General features: G+C 54.6%; 28 protein-coding genes and 1 pseudogene. 4 read left to right on the top strand and 25 right to left on the bottom strand.

Annotated features, from left to right (window positions below; genetic code table 11):
- The first annotated feature begins 30 nt into the window (after positions 1-30).
- Positions 31-1014, top strand: coding sequence for an MDR family oxidoreductase (locus AAER43_RS10970; protein WP_047344178.1), 984 nt, complete (start codon positions 31-33; stop codon positions 1012-1014).
- A gap of 69 nt (positions 1015-1083) precedes the next feature.
- On the opposite strand, the gene AAER43_RS10965 is transcribed toward AAER43_RS10970, so the two are convergent.
- The 22 genes and pseudogenes from AAER43_RS10965 to AAER43_RS10860 form a co-directional block, all read right to left on the bottom strand.
- Positions 1084-1740: a TetR/AcrR family transcriptional regulator gene (locus AAER43_RS10965; protein WP_057057784.1), complete on the bottom strand. Its 657-nt coding sequence runs from the start codon at positions 1738-1740 to the stop codon at positions 1084-1086.
- Between the two features lie 219 nt (positions 1741-1959).
- Complete coding sequence (paaY, locus tag AAER43_RS10960) at positions 1960-2556, bottom strand: phenylacetic acid degradation protein PaaY (RefSeq protein WP_047344072.1); 597 nt, start codon at positions 2554-2556, stop codon at positions 1960-1962.
- A 9-nt stretch (positions 2557-2565) separates the two neighbouring features.
- Entirely contained in the window at positions 2566-3501 is a 936-nt protein-coding gene (gene paaX, locus AAER43_RS10955; RefSeq protein WP_014883708.1) for a phenylacetic acid degradation operon negative regulatory protein PaaX, read from the bottom strand.
- Between the two features lie 89 nt (positions 3502-3590).
- Entirely contained in the window at positions 3591-4907 is a 1317-nt protein-coding gene (paaK, locus tag AAER43_RS10950; RefSeq protein WP_014883707.1) for a phenylacetate--CoA ligase PaaK, read from the bottom strand.
- 26 nt (positions 4908-4933) lie between these two features.
- On the bottom strand, positions 4934-6139 hold the full coding sequence (gene pcaF, locus AAER43_RS10945) for a 3-oxoadipyl-CoA thiolase (protein ID WP_050862398.1): 1206 nt from the start codon (positions 6137-6139) through the stop codon (positions 4934-4936).
- The gene (paaI, locus tag AAER43_RS10940) at positions 6139-6561 is read right to left on the bottom strand and encodes a hydroxyphenylacetyl-CoA thioesterase PaaI (RefSeq protein WP_014883705.1); all 423 of its coding nucleotides are present in this window, start codon (positions 6559-6561) and stop codon (positions 6139-6141) included. The genes pcaF and paaI overlap by 1 nt, the downstream gene beginning before the upstream one ends.
- Positions 6551-7498 (bottom strand): annotated as a pseudogene (locus AAER43_RS10935) (3-hydroxyacyl-CoA dehydrogenase family protein); the annotation flags it as partial. The pseudogene AAER43_RS10935 and the gene paaI, both read right to left, overlap by 11 nt.
- A gap of 131 nt (positions 7499-7629) precedes the next feature.
- Positions 7630-7959, bottom strand: coding sequence for a phage protein Gp27 family protein (locus AAER43_RS10930; RefSeq protein ID WP_023304082.1), 330 nt, complete (start codon positions 7957-7959; stop codon positions 7630-7632).
- Between the two features lie 19 nt (positions 7960-7978).
- Positions 7979-8368 carry a Mor transcription activator family protein gene (locus AAER43_RS10925; RefSeq protein WP_020803523.1) on the bottom strand — a complete coding sequence of 130 codons (390 nt, stop codon included), beginning with the start codon at positions 8366-8368 and terminating at the stop codon, positions 7979-7981.
- Positions 8365-8793 carry a regulatory protein GemA gene (locus AAER43_RS10920; protein ID WP_020803499.1) on the bottom strand — a complete coding sequence of 143 codons (429 nt, stop codon included), beginning with the start codon at positions 8791-8793 and terminating at the stop codon, positions 8365-8367. Before AAER43_RS10920 ends, AAER43_RS10925 begins: the two co-directional genes overlap by 4 nt.
- A complete protein-coding gene (locus AAER43_RS10915; protein WP_045285386.1) occupies positions 8783-8998 on the bottom strand; it encodes a hypothetical protein in 216 nt (71 codons plus the stop codon). Before AAER43_RS10915 ends, AAER43_RS10920 begins: the two co-directional genes overlap by 11 nt.
- Positions 8988-9215: a hypothetical protein gene (locus AAER43_RS10910; protein ID WP_023304080.1), complete on the bottom strand. Its 228-nt coding sequence runs from the start codon at positions 9213-9215 to the stop codon at positions 8988-8990. The genes AAER43_RS10915 and AAER43_RS10910 overlap by 11 nt, the downstream gene beginning before the upstream one ends.
- Positions 9212-9901, bottom strand: coding sequence for a DUF2786 domain-containing protein (locus AAER43_RS10905; protein ID WP_020803512.1), 690 nt, complete (start codon positions 9899-9901; stop codon positions 9212-9214). Before AAER43_RS10905 ends, AAER43_RS10910 begins: the two co-directional genes overlap by 4 nt.
- Positions 9888-10184: a hypothetical protein gene (locus AAER43_RS10900; protein WP_032438819.1), complete on the bottom strand. Its 297-nt coding sequence runs from the start codon at positions 10182-10184 to the stop codon at positions 9888-9890. The genes AAER43_RS10905 and AAER43_RS10900 overlap by 14 nt, the downstream gene beginning before the upstream one ends.
- Positions 10181-10369 (bottom strand): hypothetical protein, encoded by a 189-nt coding sequence (locus AAER43_RS10895; RefSeq protein ID WP_020803515.1) that lies wholly within the window; start codon positions 10367-10369, stop codon positions 10181-10183. Before AAER43_RS10895 ends, AAER43_RS10900 begins: the two co-directional genes overlap by 4 nt.
- A 78-nt stretch (positions 10370-10447) precedes the next feature.
- On the bottom strand, positions 10448-11059 hold the full coding sequence (locus tag AAER43_RS10890) for a DUF3164 family protein (RefSeq protein WP_020803510.1): 612 nt from the start codon (positions 11057-11059) through the stop codon (positions 10448-10450).
- 17 nt (positions 11060-11076) lie between these two features.
- The gene (locus AAER43_RS10885) at positions 11077-11346 is read right to left on the bottom strand and encodes a hypothetical protein (RefSeq protein ID WP_000835317.1); all 270 of its coding nucleotides are present in this window, start codon (positions 11344-11346) and stop codon (positions 11077-11079) included.
- A 2-nt stretch (positions 11347-11348) separates the two neighbouring features.
- Positions 11349-12515 (bottom strand): AAA family ATPase, encoded by a 1167-nt coding sequence (locus AAER43_RS10880; protein WP_020803496.1) that lies wholly within the window; start codon positions 12513-12515, stop codon positions 11349-11351.
- Between the two features lie 10 nt (positions 12516-12525).
- Complete coding sequence (locus AAER43_RS10875) at positions 12526-14295, bottom strand: DDE-type integrase/transposase/recombinase (protein WP_117056492.1); 1770 nt, start codon at positions 14293-14295, stop codon at positions 12526-12528.
- Positions 14296-14298: 3 nt separating this feature from the next.
- Complete coding sequence (locus AAER43_RS10870) at positions 14299-15210, bottom strand: DUF3102 domain-containing protein (protein WP_342701929.1); 912 nt, start codon at positions 15208-15210, stop codon at positions 14299-14301.
- Between the two features lie 9 nt (positions 15211-15219).
- Positions 15220-15525: a helix-turn-helix domain-containing protein gene (locus AAER43_RS10865; protein WP_020803508.1), complete on the bottom strand. Its 306-nt coding sequence runs from the start codon at positions 15523-15525 to the stop codon at positions 15220-15222.
- A gap of 52 nt (positions 15526-15577) precedes the next feature.
- Entirely contained in the window at positions 15578-15766 is a 189-nt protein-coding gene (locus AAER43_RS10860; RefSeq protein WP_032438825.1) for a DNA-binding protein, read from the bottom strand.
- Between the two features lie 89 nt (positions 15767-15855).
- Between AAER43_RS10860 and AAER43_RS10855 the strand changes: the two genes are divergently transcribed.
- The gene (locus AAER43_RS10855; RefSeq protein ID WP_023214060.1) at positions 15856-16221 is read left to right on the top strand and encodes a helix-turn-helix transcriptional regulator; all 366 of its coding nucleotides are present in this window, start codon (positions 15856-15858) and stop codon (positions 16219-16221) included.
- A 120-nt stretch (positions 16222-16341) separates the two neighbouring features.
- Here the strand turns inward: AAER43_RS10855 and AAER43_RS10850 are convergent, their stop codons facing one another.
- Positions 16342-16608 (bottom strand): hypothetical protein, encoded by a 267-nt coding sequence (locus AAER43_RS10850; RefSeq protein ID WP_016191699.1) that lies wholly within the window; start codon positions 16606-16608, stop codon positions 16342-16344.
- A gap of 57 nt (positions 16609-16665) precedes the next feature.
- Positions 16666-17436 carry a DNA adenine methylase gene (locus AAER43_RS10845; RefSeq protein ID WP_342701928.1) on the bottom strand — a complete coding sequence of 257 codons (771 nt, stop codon included), beginning with the start codon at positions 17434-17436 and terminating at the stop codon, positions 16666-16668.
- Positions 17437-17679: 243 nt separating this feature from the next.
- Between AAER43_RS10845 and AAER43_RS10840 the strand changes: the two genes are divergently transcribed.
- Complete coding sequence (locus tag AAER43_RS10840; RefSeq protein WP_342701927.1) at positions 17680-18246, top strand: DUF2441 domain-containing protein; 567 nt, start codon at positions 17680-17682, stop codon at positions 18244-18246.
- On the opposite strand, the gene AAER43_RS10835 is transcribed toward AAER43_RS10840, so the two are convergent.
- Positions 18167-18490 carry a hypothetical protein gene (locus AAER43_RS10835; protein WP_237423165.1) on the bottom strand — a complete coding sequence of 108 codons (324 nt, stop codon included), beginning with the start codon at positions 18488-18490 and terminating at the stop codon, positions 18167-18169. The two genes, AAER43_RS10840 and AAER43_RS10835, sit on opposite strands and share 80 nt — an antisense overlap.
- A gap of 131 nt (positions 18491-18621) precedes the next feature.
- On the opposite strand from AAER43_RS10835, the gene AAER43_RS10830 reads away from it, so the two are divergent.
- Positions 18622-18972, top strand: a complete 351-nt coding sequence (locus tag AAER43_RS10830; protein WP_048994561.1) for a putative holin — start codon at positions 18622-18624, stop codon at positions 18970-18972.

The following is an 18972-nucleotide window of genomic DNA, read 5'->3' as shown; positions in this document are numbered from 1 at the left end:
CCTGTAAACGACCAGGAAGACGAGGTGAAAGTGTTTAAATCTTTGTTAATCAACAAAACAGATGATCGCTACAGTACACAACTTGCTGAAATCGCTGAAAGTGAGCTGCCGCAGGGGGATGTGGAGGTCAATATTGACTATTCATCCATCAATTACAAAGACGCGCTGGCCATTACGGGCCGCGGCCCGATAGTCCGGCACTTTCCAATGGTGCCAGGCATTGATTTTGCCGGTACGGTGTCCGCCAGTTCACATCCGGAATTTCAGGCAGGGGATAAGGTTCTTCTTACCGGCTGGGGTGTTGGGGAAAAACACTGGGGAGGGCTGTCCGAAAAAGCGCGGGTAAATGGAGACTGGCTGACGCCGCTCCCTACGGGCGCAAACAGCAAACACGTGATGGCAATCGGTACAGCTGGCTTTACCGCGATGCTGTGTGTCGACGCACTCCTGAATCATGGTATTAAGCCTGAAGATGGTCCGGTACTTGTTACCGGTGCCAGCGGAGGTGTCGGGAGTATTGCGGCCATGATCCTGGCGTCGATGGGTTACCGCGTTACCGCGTCTACTGGTCGCCCGGAAGAAGCTGCCTGGCTTTATAAAACGGTCGGTGTAGACGAGATCATTAATCGTTCCGAGCTTTCATCACCCGGAAAACCGTTACAGAAAGAACGCTGGGCTGCCGCCATTGATACAGTCGGCAGCCACACGCTCTGCAACGCCTGCGCCGGCGTGAGGTACGGCAGTATTATTGCAGCCTGCGGCATGGCACAGGGTATGGAACTGATGGGGAATGTGGCTCCGTTTATCCTGCGTGGCGTCACGCTGAAAGGGATTGACAGCGTGATGTTCGCGAAAGAAAAAAGAGCGGCGATCTGGCAGCAGGCGGTACAGTATTTACCTGAGTCCAGACTAGATAGCCTGACGACCGTTTATCCACTCAGTGAGGCCATCAATGTAGCCGAAAAACTTCTAAATGGCGGAATTCGTGGTCGGGCAGTGATTCAATGTAGCTAATTGGATAGATGCCGGGTCCTGCCTGGAATTGATGCTGATTTATTAAGGGGCCGGTTTAGGCTCCTCTTTTTACTTTTCAGCCGTCACTTCCGGCGACGGTTGATAGCGTACAGAAGTTTTGAAATAGTTCCAGAAATCGTACACAGGTTGGGTTGAACAATAAAGTTTGGTGCGCATGACTGCTCCTTCCCAGCCACTCCAGAAAATGGCCGCAAGTTGCTTATCATTCATACCGGAACATATTTCGCCTGAAGATAACGCATCGGACAAACAGGCCGCAACAAGTGCTTGCCAGCTCTCAATAATACTCTGAAGTTGATTAATAAAGGATGGCGGAAGCCCCGGACTCTCCTGCATCATATTGCCAACCAGGCAGCCACGAGTGAAGTTGTACTTTTTAATCCCATCGCAGGCATCATCTATGAAATTTTCCAGACGTACCATCGGTGCACAGGATGATTCATGAAGATGTTTCTTGAGTTTATGTTCAAAGAAACTGTCATAGGCATTCAGAACGGTCTGAGCATATTCTTCTTTACTCTTAAAATAGTAATAAAATGAGCCTTTAGGAACACTGGCATTTTTGACAATGGCATCGACTCCCGTCGAAAGAAAACCATTCTGCGTTAGCAGTTCAAGTCCGCTGCGGATCAGGTCATTACGAGTATCTGCATAGGTACTTTCTGTTTTTCGTGGTCTTCCCCTTCCGCGAATTTCACCGGTCATGACTTATCCTCTGCATCTTATTAATAGAAAGAATAAGTGATTTTGCACGACAGCTTCAATCAGTTTATCCCCGCTGGTGACGAAGTGGTCGCTTCTGCCGAATAGACAATGACATAGCCTGTCGCTATAACGACATTGAAGGCTTTGTTCATGGACTTGCTTATCGAGAACAATGGCGAATTGCAAACGTCCGCTCCTGGCACAAAGCGGACCTCCCCCCTACACCGCCGACTTCGGCCTTAAATTCTCATCAAACGTCAGTCGCTTCCGGTCAGACTCAACCTCGCGCAGCGGCTCGACCTGGTGCATCGTCAGCTTGCAGCGCTCCACCAGCACCTGATACTCCCGCGTGCCCTGCTGCTTCCAGGCCAGTTCCTGCTCGCTCAGCTCGCGGATCGCTTTGGCCGGACTGCCGATAATCAAATGGTTAGCGGGCATCTCCGCTTTCGCCTTCACGAACGCCGCCGCGCCGACGATGCTGTTTTCACCGATGACCGCCCCATCCATTACCACCGCGTTCATGCCCACCAGCGCGTTACGGCGGATAATGCAGCCGTGCAGAATGGCACTGTGGCCGATATGCCCGTCCTCCTCCACCACCGTGTCCTGCTCCGGGAAGCCGTGCATGACGCAGTTATCCTGAATGTTGGCGCCATCTTTCACCACAATGCGGCCAAAATCACCGCGCAGGCTGGCGTTAGGGCCGACATAAACGCCTTTACCCAGAATCACGTCCCCAATCAGCACCGCCGTTGGGTGGACGTAGCTCTCGTCTGGCACTACCGGCGTCAGACCGTCAATTTGATAAACAGGCATCCTCACTCCTTATGCGCTTGAAAGACCACCAAAGCGTTGATAGTAGAGCGTGCCGGGCACGGGCAGTTCGCCGACGGAGGTTTCCCCCTTCTCGCTGACAAACGCCAGCGCCCCCGGTGCGACACGCTGATAGATATTGATGCAGAGCTGTCGGGCACTTTGTCCCGCCCAGTGCGCAGGCAGTAACTCTTCCGGCAGCAGCGGGTCTTTTAGCACCACACGACGATAAAAGTGAATCAGCAGCAGCTGGATCTGGAAGCACCGTTCCGGCGTCAGCTCCTCCGGCGCGGCCTCTTTTAACAGCGGCAGAAGCGGCCGGAACGAAGTAATAAACGACTCATACATCGCATTTTGCTCGGTTAACTGCCAGCACTCTTCTACCCGTGAACGCAGCGCCGCGCGGGAGAGCGCCAGCGGCGAGTGGGCCTCAAAGAAAATGACGTTCTCCGCCACGCCAGCATCGTGAAGCAGAGATTGTACATCCGCCAGATGCTGCGACGGCGAGGCCATCAGGCTCGGCGCCAGCGTGCCAAACCCCTGCCAAATCAGCTGCTTTTTGACGTCGGCAAGGGTGGTTTTGTCCAGCCCTTCGGAGAGCAGCAACAGCCATTTTCCGTCCCAGGCGGGCAGTTCGGCGCGGTAAATCTTATTCTCCGCGCGACGGGTCAGGCGCAGCCCTTTATCGCTCAGGCGGTAAAAGCTGCGACGCCCGATGCGCGAGACGTCCAGCCAGCCCTCTTTGTTGAGGCGAAACAGCGCGGTGCGCACGAAGCGCTCGCCAAACCCCATGCCTTCCAGTAAGGCGGCGAGGCTGCCAAGCCAAATCTCGCCGCCGCGATGTGAAAGCGCGTCACCGTATAATGAGGAGATAAGCGACGTTCCGCTAACGGGAACCGAGCTAACCGCGTGCTGGATAAAGGCATCGAGTTTATTCATGTGATTCATTCTGTTGTTATTTTTGGTCTGGATGAATCATAGCACATTCCCCGCACCCTAACCCTCTCCCAAGGGGAGAGGGCTGACTTGTGGGAAACTCAACCGTTGGCCGCGACTTTACGCAGATCAAACACTCGACAGGCTTTGCCCTCTGAACGCGGGATGCTGCCGCAGTTGACTATCATCACATCGGTGGAAATCCCCACCATCGATTTAATACGATGACGCAGTTGGTGGCACACCTGGCAACGCTGCTCGTGGGTCAGCGTTAAGCTGCTCTCTTTCAGCTCCACCTTCACGGAAAGTGAATCAAGATGTCCGCGACGGTTCACCTCCAGCTGGTAGTGGGGTGAGAGATGTTCAAACTTCACAATCTCCTCTTCCAGCTGTGACGGGAAGACGTTGACGCCGCGGATGATCAGCATATCGTCGCTGCGACCGCTGATCCGGTCCATGCGGCGCATGGTACGGGCGGTGCCGGGCAGCAGACGCGTCAGGTCGCGGGTGCGGTAGCGGATCACCGGCAGCGCCTCTTTAGTGAGCGTGGTGAACAGCAGTTCGCCCTGCTCGCCGTCGTTCAGCGGCGTGCCGTCGTTCGGGTTGACGATCTCCGGATAGAAATGATCTTCCCAGATGGTCGGACCGTCGGCGGTTTCAATACACTCCATCGCCACACCCGGCCCCATCACTTCGGAGAGGCCATAAATGTCCAGCGCCGTAATCCCCAGGCGTTTTTCGATTTCACGGCGCATGGCCTGTGTCCACGGCTCGGCGCCGAATACCCCCACGCGCAGGGAACAGGTGCTGGCATCGCCGCCCATCTGACGTTCCAGCTCCTCAATCAGGTTGAGGCAATAGGATGGCGTCACCATGATCATGTCCGGCTGGAAATCACGGATCAGCTGCGCCTGCTTCTCCGTCTGGCCGCCGGACATCGGGATCACCGTCGCCCCTAAGCGCTCGGCACCGTAATGTGCGCCCAGTCCGCCGGTAAACAGACCATAGCCATACGCCACGTGAATTTTGTCCTTCGCGCTACCGCCCGCGGCGCGCAGGGAGCGGGCCACCAGGTTGGCCCAGTTGTCAATGTCGCCCTGCGTGTAGCCGACAACGGTCGGTTTGCCGGTGGTACCGGACGATGCGTGAATGCGCACCACCTGCTCCATCGGCACGGCAAACGTATCAAACGGATAGTTATCCCGCAGGTCCTGCTTGGTGGTGCACGGGAATTTGCGGATATCCGCCAGCTCGTTGAAATCGTCAGGGTGAACGCCCGCGGCGTCAAACTTGCGTTTGTACATCGGCACGTTGTTGTAGGCGTGATGCAGCGTCCATTTCAGACGCTCAGTCTGCAGCGCCTGTAACTCGTCAAGGGAGGCTGTTTCAATCGGATCAAGCTTTGTTGTATTTGTCATTGTAGGGTGCTCACAGTGAAATTTGATCAAACACGCTCAAGGATCATGGCAATGCCCTGACCCACACCGATGCACATCGTACAGAGCGCGTAGCGCCCGTTGCGTCGATGCAATTCATTACTCGCGGCCAGCGCCAGTCTGGCCCCGCTCATTCCCAGCGGATGGCCCAGCGCAATCGCGCCGCCGTTCGGGTTAACGTGCGCGGCATCATCCGGCAAACCCAGCTGACGCAGGACGCCCAGCGCCTGCGCGGCGAAGGCTTCGTTGAGTTCGATGACGTCCATATCGTTGATGCTGAGACCGGCACGCTCCAGCACCCGGCGGGTGGCAGGCACCGGTCCGAGCCCCATTAAACGTGGCTCCACGCCTGCCGTTGCCATGGCCACGATCCGCGTGCGGGGGATTAATCCCTGCGCCAGCGCCATTTTCTCGCTGGCGATGATTAACGCCGCCGCGCCGTCGTTGACGCCGGACGCATTCCCCGCCGTCACCACCCCGTTCTTTCGGAACGGCGTTTTCAGCCCGGAAAGCTGTTCGAGCGTGGTCTCTGCGCGCGGATGTTCATCCGCGCTGAATTCGGTGACCGTCCCTTTTTTACCCGGTACCCGTACCGGCACGATTTCCTGCGCCAGAATGCCTTTCTGTTGCGCCAGAGCGGTTCGTTGCTGGCTGCGCAGCGCGAACGCGTCCTGATCGGCACGGCTGATATTTAACAATTCAGCTACATTCTCTGCCGTTTCCGGCATACTGTCAGTTCCGAATTGCTGATGCATGAGCGGATTCACAAATCGCCAGCCGATGGTGGTATCAAAGATCTCCGCCTGGCGCTGAAACGCGGCGGTGGCTTTTCCCATCACAAACGGTGCGCGGGACATGGACTCGACGCCGCCCGCCATCAGCAGGTCGCCATCACCTGCTTTAATAGCGCGAGCAGCGAAGCCTATTGCGTCCAGACCCGAGCCGCACAGGCGGTTAATGGTGGTTCCGGATACCGTCTGCGGCAGACCGGCCAGCAGCGCCGACATTCGCGCCACGTTGCGGTTATCTTCCCCCGCCTGGTTGGCGCACCCGAAAATCACATCATCAATCCGTTCCAGGTCGAGCTGCGGGTAGCGGTCCAGCAGCGCACGCAGCGGTACGGCACCGAGATCGTCCGTTCGCACGGCAGAAAGCGCGCCGCCGTAGCGCCCCACTGGCGTTCGAACGCCATCACAAATAAATGCGTCACGCATCAGGCCTCTCCTGTGACAGTGCCGCCGATGCGGTGTGATTTTCCGCGGAACAGGGCGACGGTTTTCTGTTGCTGGTTCTGAATTTCAATGTCGTACACGCCGGTCAGTTTGCCCTGATGCATCACCCGCGCGGTGGCGGTGAGCTTATCTCCGGCAAAGCCCGGACGCAGAAAATCGATCGAGCAGCCGGAGGCCACCGCCGCCAGCCCCTGGCTGTTGCAGGCGTAGGCAAAGGCGGTGTCAGCCAGCGAAAAAAGTTGGCCGCCGTGACAGGTTTTGTGGCCGTTGAGCATCTGCGGGGTGATGGTCATCGTCACCACCGCGTAGCCCTCGTCCATATCGACAATGTCCATCCCCATCGCCTGCGCGCAGGCGTCCTTTTCGTACATCGTGCGGGCGTTATGCCAGGCGTTATGACTCATAGCTACTCTCCAGAAGCGCCCGCTGGCGCAGCAGTGAACAGGGGCGATAACGTTCTTCGCCGTAATGTCGTTGCAGGTTCTCCAGCAGGGTCAACAGGCGCTGCCAGCCCAGACGCTCGCCCCACGCGATCGGGCCGCTCGGGTAGTTCACGCCCAGACGCATGGCGGTGTCGATGTCCTTCTCGCTGGCGACCCCCTTTTGCAGGGCATCCAGCGCTTCGTTAGCAATCATTGCCAGCGTGCGCCAGACCAGCAGGCCGGGATAATCAGCAATTTGCACCACCCGGTGACCCTGCTGTTGCAGGTAGCGGATGGCTTTTTGCGTCGCGGTGTGCGGGTTGCTGGCGGCCGCCGCAATCACCGCCACGTCACGCTCAGTACGGTCCACCACCACTACCGGGCCGTTGAGGCGCAGCGCCAGTGCCTGAGCGGTTTCCCCCTGCGTTTCAACCAGATACACATCATCAATTTCTGTGACACCGTCACGTCTTTTTTCCACGCGCATCGGGCTGTAGCTGTCATTAACGGTCTCAACCCACTGCACGACGGGTTTCTCCCCCTGCCAGTCGTAAACCCCTTTTCCGCTCTTTTTACCCAGCCTTCCGGCCAGCACCAGCTCCTGCTGCAGCAGCGAAGGCAGGAAACGACGCTCCTGCCAGAAGGCGTTAAACACCGAGCAGGTCACCGCAAAGTTCACGTCCTGACCAATCAGGTCGGTCAGCTCCAGCGGCCCCATCGGAAAACCGCCGCCCTCGCGCAGCGCAGCGTCAATCACCTCCGGTGGGGCGACCTGCTCTTCCAGCGCACGCCAGGCTTCGGAATAAAACGGGCGCGCGACGCGGTTGACGATGAACCCAGGCGTTGACTGGCAGCGAACGGGTTGTTTACCCCAGTTCAGCGCCAGTTCACCCAGCGCGTCTGCCACTTCCTGATTAGACGTGAGATAAATATAGGGGGTACCGTAAGATAAATGGGACTTTATGGTACGTGATGGGAAGAGACAAACAAAAGGTTATGTAATTCATTTACAGTATATGAAAATTAAGGGGGACGATGCCCCCCACTCATTCAGTAACCAAACAACGCCCATTTTAGTAGTGCATCTGCATCATTCTTCAAACTTCCAAGGTCTTTTCCTGGTGAAATTGTTGCCGCTACACCAAGCGCATTAAGTCGAAGCTGTGCCTGATGGAATCGACTCTCTTGCTGTAGGCCCAGAATTTCATTTTTATTCGCGACAGCATAACGCTGAATGGCTGACTTCGATACGCTGTAACCTTTATCGGCTAACCAGAGCGAGAGCCATTCATAACCGGTGAAGTTTGTGCGCGATAATTCGCTATGAAGCTCGGCACGAACATCCTCTGGCAGTTTATCAATATTGCTTGGTCTGGCCATCTGTCCTCCTATAAATAGCTTAGCTATTTTCCACCTTCTCTGAATCAGAGTCACCATCAAACAGTTTGCCCTGCATCCGATCCAATTCTTCTTTTCTGACCCGCTTCACCACGCTGTAAACCCACTGTAGTGAAACACCGAATTTGCGGGCCAGTTCGTGATGGTTGCGTCCGTCAAACTCCAGGAAGATTTCCCGGTCGCGCTGACTGACCTTCCAGACCATGCCCATCGGAAAATAGACGTTTTGCCCACCCCAGACCTGCATCATGCGGTTCGCGACGGCCTGACCAATCTGGTCGGCAACTGCGGGTTCGATATCAATAATCTCGCGGACGGTCTCAGAGGTATGCTGTGCCAGTTCTACCAACAGTTCCGGCCCTTTACTACGAAACTGATTCAGGTCGCTCATTGCTTCACTCCCGCAGCTCTGCGCTGCCACTTCTTCAGTTTCTCAATCACGCTACTTGCCTGCTCATTGCTGAGCCAGCGTAACGCGCTGATGCCTGTTTCCCGTTTAACCCACAGCGCCAGCGCCTGCTCTGAACTGTCTCGGACGATGCCTGCGGCAGCCATTTCAAGCCATAGCGCACGGATTTTCTTTGACTGCGGATGACTATCCAGCGGTAAGCCGGACTTGGCTTTCCCGGCAGGCTTAATGCGAAAGCCTTTATTTTTCATGGATTCCAGCACGCGGTTTAGCTGTGGGGTATCCATCCCTTTGGTTGAGGCTTTGCCGGTCAGCCCCTGTAGCATCTGGCGGTAGGTGTCCTCATCCATCTGGAGGTCATTGCGGGCAATATGGATGAGTTGAATAAGACGCTGCTTAGTCATCATCGTCGCTCCTTTTACCTGCGCCACCGATATAATCGACATATAAAGGAAGCGCAACAGGCCAGCACATGAACATAACGGCCCAACTGATCCAGTGTCCGGCACCGCTGTAACGTGAGTAAAAACCTGAGCGGCGGTGCAGTTCAGCAGTACACCACCCCACGAGACCATACCAGAACAGGGCACATACAATTGATTCAGCCATCATAATGAATCCCACCCCAGTTAATATGAATGTTACGGGCTGTAGTAACCGGATCGTTATTCCACCATGCACCTGACATGTAATTTTTAACCTGCTCTCGTCCAGCAATAATGCCAATTTGAATGCCGGGCCTTACGTTCTTAAAAAAGGCGCGAGCAAAAAGATATTTAGCAGCTGTACGACAAGGGTTCGGTGCTTTCTTCTTACGCGATAACATCATCTTTCAGCCCTCAGTTTATGCTGCTCCTGCCCGCCAACGGGCTGATGCAGGCGGACGTTTTCCCCTTCTCTGTAACCGATGTGGCGGGACATGTCTGCGTCACGTGACTTCCCGGCCCCACGGCCCGTAGTTGTGCCTGAGTCAGGGTATTTTTGTTCAAGCCAGAGGCTTGCCAGCTCCCGTTCTTCGCGGGACATAGCAAATAAATGAACCTCGCTGCGCACGGCCAGAACCCAGCCTTCGGCAAACTTGTCACCACGACTGGTCTTGGTCGTGTTTTTGATTCTTTTATTCTGCTGTCGAATATAGTTTTTACGGGCCACGATTAATTGTCTGGCCAGTACCTCCCATGTATATGAGGCCAGTTCAACCCGGTCTTTATTACCGTAAAAACCAACGCTGGGTTTAAAGCCGGAGTGAATAATAGACTTAACGCCAAATGCCACCTGGATAATATCCAGCAGACCCAGCATGTATCGCGGTGGGTTAACGCTACCTGCTGCCCAGTAGTGACTGACGCTTTCATCAATATCGCTGAGTGCGAGGTCAGCCTGGGTGATGTTATAGGCCTGCATCAGCTTCTGGGCGCGTTGTAGGGCCAGTGCAGCTTCATGGGGGTTGTCAGATTTAGCCAGCGCCAGCAGCTTTTTTAACTTCTCCAGCAGCTTTTCATTATTCTGCGGCATAAGTCACCCCCAGGCGTTCGGCAAGGCGTTCCAGCTTTTTCTGCTTATGAAAATCAATCATCAGGCCCATCCCGTTGAGGCGGAACTGTTCAATCATGATTTCAACGTCAGCCAGTTCGCCAGCCAGATCAACTTCACTGCCCAGTCCGTTCATGTTGCGGGCGGCAGCAGCGGCCAGCTCGGCGGCTTCTTCCATCAGCTTCAGCGCCTGTGCTTCAGGGCCAAAGGTTTTCAGGGCCAGATTGTATATAGTGGAGCGGTTATATAATTTCATGCCTTTCATTTTTTTGCCTCGCAGGGGATGAACTCCATGGCCGGAACTTCGGTGTAGTAATGCTGGCTGCAGTGAGGGCATACCAGCGTGATGAGGACGGCTGGCACACGGTACTTACCGGAGGTAATGACGCTGGCGTCGCTGAACTTCAGGGTGGTGATACCTTTCTGGCAGTTGGTACATTTGATGGACATGTTTTATTCCTTAATGCTGTTTTCGGCGTGCAGAAACCCACAGCGCTGACGCCGAAATAAAAAGAAATTGAATTAAAATTAAATGGCAGCGATATCTAACGGGATATTAATTAGCTTCCCGTGTTTATCTTTCTCCCGGAAATTAATATAGGTTTTGGACATTGCCACTTGCAGTGATTCCGATATAGCCTCCATTGCCCGGTTCCAGCGCTCGTCCTGAATCTTGACGCGGCGCAGGGAAAGAATACGTCCGGTATTAAGCTGGCCCTCTTTGTCCACCTGAAAAGCATCGCTGATGATGGCCCGCAGGTTGGCGTTCGCGCCTTCCGACCACTCGGTGACGCACTCGTCTATCAGGTCTTTGGCAATCTGCAGCTCTGGCCCGAAGGTCAGGGTTTCCTGCACGCGGATGGTGATCTGCTGAGCACCGTCGAAGCTGCTGAAGGTCACGTTGCCTTTGGCACCGCCGCGTGTTCTGCCGTACTTCTCGGCCACAAGGTCAAGCCAGGCATAGCACTCGTCAAAGGCACGACGCTTGAAGTCGCTGAGTTCATCGCGTTTAACCTTCGCGGCGGCAACCTGTTCTTTAACGAAAGAGTCCATCGCAAGGTCATAGTCAGACACCTGGTCAACCGGCACCAGACGCCCCTTGCGGTCTTTCATGTAGTTTTCTTTATTTACTTCGCTCATCTCTGTTCACCTTATGGTTAATGTAACGACTCTGACCAGGTAATACGGCAGCCATGCAACTCAAAGACGCCCTGACGGAAGCGCCCTGAGCCGTCATGGCCAACATGGGTATAACTCGCTTTGCCCTGCTCCAGCAGGCGGGCACAGTGCCCGTTGCGGGCGATACGGATAACCGGCTTACTGCCAGCAATCATGACGCTCTGCACGGTAGTGTTCATGGCGTTGAGCGCCATAATGGCGGACTGCACCTTGTTCATCTGCTGGTTGATATCGGCGATGGATTTCATGATTAAACTCCTTTGACGACGTCGGCGTTGACCTGCGGAACCCCGATTTCAGCAGCCAGATTCATGGCGGCTATCACCAGGTTACTGACGGCCAGCGGATACAGCAGGCTGACCATGCTTTTCCGGTTGCTGCCCAGATTGCTCAGACGGGCGCGGATGGCTTCCACTGCGCTGGCGTCCATGATGTCAGACAGCTGCTTACCGGCGCGTTGCAGTTTGAACGTCAGAAACTCTTCGAGGCTGTTGTCCAGCGGCAGCAGTTCAACCACCTCGCAGCGCTGGACGACCTCACGGACTTCCATGTTGCGTTCGGACAGTTTGTCCGCCAGCTCAGGCTGGCCAATCAGCACGATGGACAGCAGTTTTTTGAAGCCGGATTCCAGCTCAAAGAAGCGTTTGAGGTGCTTCAGCGTCGGAATGGGCAGACTGTGGGCCTCCTCAATCACCAGAACGTGGCTAAAACCCGCCTGACTGCTGTCCTTCAGGACGCGGTGCAACTGGCGGAAACGGGCGTCCTGGCTGCGTTTGATACTCTCCAGCGGCGCGATGGTGCTGATGATGGCCTCGGCGATAGCTGCCGCCTTCAGGGTTTTGCCCTTCACGTCGTTGTCTTCCATGGCGATGATGTATGGCTCGATAACAATCACCGGCGCGTTCTCGCGGTTGACGCGTTCAATCAGGTCGCGGCGCAGCGTGGATTTACCCGCACCGGACTCGCCGATAACCGCCAGAAAGCCACCGTGGCGGGCGGTCTGGAACAGCGCCTCACGCACGTAGCGGATATCCGGCGTGGTGAACACATCGTCCGCGCCCTGCATGGCTTCATCGGCGAACGGGTCACGGAAAAGACCAAACGCTTTTTTGGTTGCTGGAAATAACACCTGCTTTTTGAGTAACATGTTCTCTTCCTCACTGAGGTTGGTTTTATCGGTAGTACCCGCTGTACGGGGTGTGACAGCGCCCTGTGCAGCATCAAAACTTTTCGCTGTATCAATCCCCTTACTTTCCAGATACAACGCCAGACGCTGGCGTACCTCTTCGGGGCTGGTGCGGGGCCACTCGTTATGGTTCACAATCTGGGCCAGCGTGGCCTCGGAAACGGCGACGGCTCTTGCCACCGCCGCCTGCGGGATGCGGGCCTCTTTCAGTTGTTGCTTCAGTACCAGCATGCCTTCCTCCTCAGTTACCGTTAACGATGCTGATAACGCTGTTGCGGGCCGGAGTGGTCAGGGTGACCATGACCTCATCCAGAGCGGCTTCCGGTACGCCGTCCGGGTACTGTGCCGTTAACTGGCGGTAATGTTCCGGCGTCCAGATATGGCCGTTAGCGCCAAACTTCTCGCGCAGGGCTTTCGCCGCCTCCACATGGGTCAGCGGACGCTGCTCAATACGCGGCCCGCGCACGTCTGAAGCCTGACCGCGCTTCGGCATATAGGCCGGAAGCGTGGTGTCGTCGATATGTTTGTACGGGTCAAGTCGCCCGCCGAACGGCAGCGCCTTCGCCTTGCGTGCAGCAGCTGCATCGGTGGCGTTATCGGTGCCCGTAACCAGCTCTTCGATTTCTTTTGCCGCCGTCTGCGCCGGGGTCTCCGGCAGGGCTTTGTAGTTTTCGCCAAATACCGCCGCGCTTTCGGCAAAGCCGAACTCGTTCTTTCTGACCTCCTCGACCAGGAAGAACGTCTCGTGACCGTCCTCACCGGTCAGCACCACCTGCGCCACATCGCTGCGCCACGGGTTACGGGTAATCATCAGTTTTTCGCCGACCAGTACGCCCGGTACCGTCGAAACGTCAAACTCATTGCCCCGGAACGAGACGCGCAGTTTTGGTGTGACCTTACGGAGTTCCGGTGCGGCCACCGCCAGTTCGCGGCAAACCTCAACGGATGGCGCTTTTTTCAGCTGGTCAGCAGTAATCTTCAGCCAGATATCCGTGCGGGTTTTACCGTGGCGGCTGTGGACCGCCGTGGCGTTAAAGTGGCTGCGCCATTTCACCGCCAGTGCGTTCAGTTCGTCCAAGCTATGAACCGGCTGGAATTTGAGACCCGGCTCCAGTTTACGTTCGATAATGTCACGGGCCTTTTCCACCTGCCCGGTGGCGCGGGCGTTATGCGGCTTGTGCGCTATCAGATTGATGCCCAGCGAGCGGCACATGTTTTTCGTCATGCCAGCGGTGTTTGCCGAACCGGGGTCGAGGTAGAGTATTTTCGGCACGCCGTGCAGCACGTCCGCGCCGCCGCGCTCCTGCATGGCGTTGATGAGAACAGAACAAAGGTTCTCACCGGATTCCGCGCCCATCACGTACTCAACGTAAATCCAGCCGCTCGTATGGTCGGTAATCTCATAACTCCACACGCGGTCACTGGCGATACGGGCGATGTTGGCGGGCTTGTTCTTGTAGAACTTCGCGCTGTCCATCACCTGCAACCCTTTATGGCCGTTGCTCAGGTAGTAAAGCGTACAAAGCGAGGCATCAATCTCCCAGACGTGATTGGGATGAAGGCTGGCCATCTCAGACGACGGGGCCGGGGCGTCAAGCTGTTCCGGGTGCAGGCCATAGTTACGCAGGGCACGACTGATGGTGTCCTCGGACAGCGGGAAAAATTCGCCTGTCGCCTCGTCCGTTCTGCCAGCAGTGATAAAGCCGTTCGAGCGCAGGGTCTCCACCGCATCCGCGATGGAATACAGGCGCTTACCGTTCTTACGGGTGGCCTCGCGCAGCGTGGCGGATATCAACGCGGCTTCGTCGCGACTCAGGGCGCTGCGCCCGGCATCGGCGCGTTTTTTACGTTTGTCAGTCACTGAGACCTCCTTCAGCTTGCGCAGCAGGGTGGCGCGGGACATGCCCAGTTCGGCGCAGGCGGCATCATATATCGCACCACGCTTACCATGCCCCGCGTCACGTGCCGCGCGGGCAACATAAACCAGTCGTTCAGTCAGGGCGGCACTCATGGGTTATGCCTCCTGCCCGTTAATCTGTGGCGTCGGGTCAGTCAGCCATGAAGGGGCGACGTTGCCTGTCGGCTCGTCCGGCAGGTCAAATGTGGAGCGCAGGCCACGCGCGGTGCTTTCCAGCTGGCAGACCAGACCGGCCATAAAGTCTCTGGGGGTATCAATCATGTTTTCAGCGCAGTATGCGCACAGGGTCTCAAAGGCGCTGGACAGTCGAACCGCGATGGCAGATTCCGCCTCAACCGCTAACGCCGTCACTTCCGCCCGCAACTTCTTCACCTCTTCGTCAGGCTTAGGCGGCTGGATACGGGATTTCTTCTCCAGTTTTGTGGACAGCGAGTCGATTTTTTCGTTTTTGTCGGCGAGCACGCGCTGTTGTGCTGCGTTGGTTTCACGCGCTTCACGTAGCGCTGCCTTCAGTTCGCGGCTGGTCATGCGATCAATATCATCAAGCGTTGCCCCGGCGACGGTTCCACCATCAGCCAATGCGTCGAGTTCTTCGTCATCCAGAACCATCAGTTCATACAACTTGGTCTTACCTAAAACGGTCAGCGCTGTCCGTTTTGAATTTTGATCGCCATTACCCAAAAATTTCACGCTGGCCTGCATCATGCGGCGTGCGACGCGCGGCTCAAGGCCGAGGTCATTTTCAAGAATATTTATAAAATCGCCGTGAGGTTCATTTTCTTTAAGAATTACAAGGCGTTTACCTGCTTCCAGCATGGCCTCAGCACTCTGCGCCATATAAAACCGTGTTTCGTGAACGATACGATCACGTTCATACGGCAGACCATCACCGAACTGCTGCATGATTTCGAGGCGATGTTCGGTCATGGCATTAATATTAACGTTGAGGCCATCACTCAGCGGTGCATCTTCCACTAGTTCAACTGGTTGTGATTTTGTGCGTCCCATTTCAACTCCTTAGCGACTGCCAGCCATAACGCGCTGGTTAATTTCATTGATACGATCCTGCGCCCGCGCCATTTCGGTACTGTGCGCCATGGCGATTTGTAAGAGCTGGACTCCAGGGGCAAAACGCCCGTTATCCAGTTTCAGGGCCAGACCTTCTTCGATAAGGGTGTTCAGCGCACGATTGATATTCGCCGGTGACTCGCCCAGAGCCGATGCCAGTTCACCGTTAGAAACACCGTTCAGGGCGTGGCCACGCAGTGCTTTAAGAACGCGCAGAATGCGGGAGCCAGAACTGGATACATTTGCCTTACTCATGTCACATTCCCCTTTTTGCGATATGTGATAATCTGTTACACGGGCTAAAACGTTACGCCGCATTCGAATCTGGTTTCAGACCCAGCTTCACTGCAATTTCGTGTGATTTGCCGTAACGAGCTTTGGTGAAGCCGTTAAGAACACGATAGACCTCATTGCGGCTGTAGCCGTTTTCTTCAGCCCAGCGGGTGAAAGTGACCCCGCGCTGGCGGAAGAGAGATTTGACTTGTTCTGCAGTCATCGTTGTCTCCTTTGTTGATGCAATGATGTTTGCCTTATGTGTGATAGATTATATACACAAACGTGTATAAAGCAACGAAAGAGACGCAAATGTGTATAGCTGAGCGATTAAAAGAAGTACTAAAAGAAAAGAAAATCAGCTCAATCAAAGAGTTCGCTGAGATTTGCGAGCTGCCTTACCGTACCGCTCAAAGCTATTTGAATGGCGACAGGGAACCTAATATTGCAGGCCTAACGAAGCTATGCACACAGTTGGGTATAAATCTCAATTGGCTTCTCACAGGTGTTGGTGAACAATTTATCTTGGGAGATGGGACTTCATCAGTGCAGGGTATATCAACGGAGAAACAGGCCCTGATGGATGCGTTTGATGATATGAGTCCTGAGCAGCGGAGGGCTATTCTTGAGGTCGGCAAAGTCCTCACTCAACCAAAACCAAGCAAGTTTGCTGGGTAGGGAGAGGGCTTATAAGAATTTCACGGTAAAGGGAATGTGGTTGAGTTAGCTGCTTATCGGGAAAGGCTTATCAAAAAAAAGTAAGGTGGCAAGGCCTAAGCTCTTGCCACGACAAAACTGTTAATCTTTGACCATAAACCAACCTTCAAAGTAAGTGCCTTTAGACCCTGTCTCTTTCTTTTCGCAGGCGAACATTTTCTCGTTTGGCAATCGTCCAGTCACCATGTCTGGCTTATCCTGAATGATTTTGAGTGGTTCGCCACCATTTGCCTTTATAGCTGACAGACATTCTTGTAATGAATGAAATTCAGCTTTCATGACGCTATCAGCCATGGTATTTCCCGCGACTAAAAAGGTAGAAATCAGAACAGCGGTCTTAAATTTCATAGCGTTATCCATTGTAAGTGGGTTCAAATTCGGCGGTCTATTAACGATTCTATTTAATTAAAAATTACAAATCACTAATTCTTTCCTTGGCGTAGCTTTACCTGTGACCTTCAAGTTGTAGCTGATATCAACTGTCTGAATGTTCAGTCCATTGAACGACTGCCGCATTTCCGGGATATCGTTCACCGATATAATCATCTTCCCTTTGGTGCTCCGCGCCAGCTCTGCCATGTGATCATAGTTTTCCAGCCCGAACTCCACACCATAGCCTTCCGTTCCCCAGTACGGTGGGTCGCAGTAGAACAGCGTATGCGGGCGATCATATCGCTCTATGCACTGGTTCCAGTCAAGATGCTCTATCAGAGTTCTGGACAGACGCAGGTGTGCCATCGACAGTTCTTCTTCGATGCGAAGTAGGTTGAAGCGCGGCGCACTGGTTGTAGAGGTTCCGAAAGTGTGATCGGCGACCTTACCGCCAAATGCCTGTTTCTGCAGGTAGTAGAACCGGGCCGCCCGCTGTATGTCGGTGAGTGTCTCCTCCGGCGTATCCTGCAGCCATTTGTAAATCTGACGGCTGACCAGTGCCCATTTGAACTGGCGGACAAATTCTTCCAGGTGATGTTTTACCACCCGATACAGATTCACCAGCTCACCGTTGATATCGTTAATGACTTCGATCTTGCTGGGTGTCTTAAGAAAATAGAGCGCAGCTGCCCCGCAGAACGGCTCCACATAGCAGGTATGGGCCGGGAACAGCGGCAGAATATGCTTAGCCAGACGACGTTTGCCGCCAATCCAGGGAACGATAGGTAAATATTGTTCTTTCATTATCCGTAAGCCTTTTGCAATCAGTGAAAATATGGCAGGCTAGTCTGGTCTCGCGAGACTGACTGAACCCTGGTCGGCTCACAGTGCATACCTGTGGGTTGATGACCAGTCCGGTGTTCGAGCACCGGGCTGGTCGTTCTTTCACTGCCAGGATGCGGTTTATGGATAACTGTTTTCTATTAACGCAATTTACTGGATGTGTAACCTACGTGCAGTGTTTGTTCGATAAGGATTGTTTTCTGAATGGGAACGTATTACACACTTGATTCCGCTAATCGTCTGCCTTCGCCTTGCCATGTAATTACCGTAAAATACGAACCTGAAGCGCCGGAGCTGGCCGCTTTCCTTCATCAGATGTATCCCGATGGTCTTTCCAGGCACGGTCATAACTATCTCTATAACCCCGGCCCTAAAATGGAAGATGACAGCGGAGTCAGCAGAAGTCTGCTGGTCGGTCTGGTGTTTGAGTTAGTTCGCCGTAGCCATTTTCCTGACAAACCCTCCCGCTATCAGTCACTGTTTGCCTGTCAGCATCTGAGTGAAGTCAGGAAGTTCCGGGGATTACTGGCCGATGAGAGAGGCGAAGAGGAAATCAGAACGGCACCGATATATGAAGTCATCACAGATGAGCCGGTGCATCGCGGAGATATGAGGTTATTGAACAGTGATTGCCCGGTGCTGGAACTGTATCACCGGGCCTGGCTTTACTGGTCGGGAGAAGCGGCCCCGGTTAAGACTGGTGAGGAAGAACCGTTCTGGGAACTGCTGATTCCGCTTCCAGTATTCGTTGGTCGCAGGATAACTGAGTAGCAGGATTAGGTGCGGCTTTAAATCGTGATGTCGCCGCCACATTGCCAATCATCATGACGTTGTTTTCTCCGCTGGCGAAATGACTTCTTCTCTCTTCAAGTGCATCCAGCGCGTTTTTCAGTTCTGCAATCGCTTCGGTTGGGCAACATGCATCCACGCTTAGCGTGTAAGTTTTATTTTTCTCTCCGGTTCTGATCCCAAAGAGGAACCCTTTTTTAAAACCGGGCTGTTTCGGTTCAGTCATCGTGCTTGCCTCCCCTGTGTTTTGTGTGCCACCATTCTGGCCGCTTCCCTCTGCGAACACTTATAACGCGCTTTAAAATCCGTATCCCGCCACATTTGTGATGCTGTCTCCCACACAACAAGGAGACACCCATGAAAAACCTGAAAAAATTCATTCCCCCTGTTAAAAAGCCCCGTCTCAGCGGCTGGCTGCTGACCTCTGTGCTGTTGCTCGGCACCATCGGTCTGGTATCGCCCCAGCAGTTGCCGGTGGTTGTCTACAAGCTGTCGCTTATCACGCTGGCAGCTGTGCTGGGCTACTGGCTTGACCGTTCGCTTTTCCCCAAATCCCGCCCCGGTCAGTACCTGAAGCACGATGACAGGCTGATGGCTGATGGTCGCTTCCCCGTCCAGACTGGCCTTCACCTGGTCTTTTCCGCTGCGCTAATCCGCCGTGCGCTGATTGTTGCAGCGGTCTGTCTGGCCGTGGCTACGGGGCTGTGA

Origin of the sequence: Enterobacter sp. FUJ80071 (assembly GCF_038739915.1) — a bacterium.
In the GTDB taxonomy this organism is placed as follows: Bacteria; Pseudomonadota; Gammaproteobacteria; order Enterobacterales; family Enterobacteriaceae; genus Enterobacter; species Enterobacter kobei.
The sequence above is the reverse complement of the archived record's forward strand: the minus strand, read 5'-3'. Positions and strand labels throughout refer to the sequence as shown.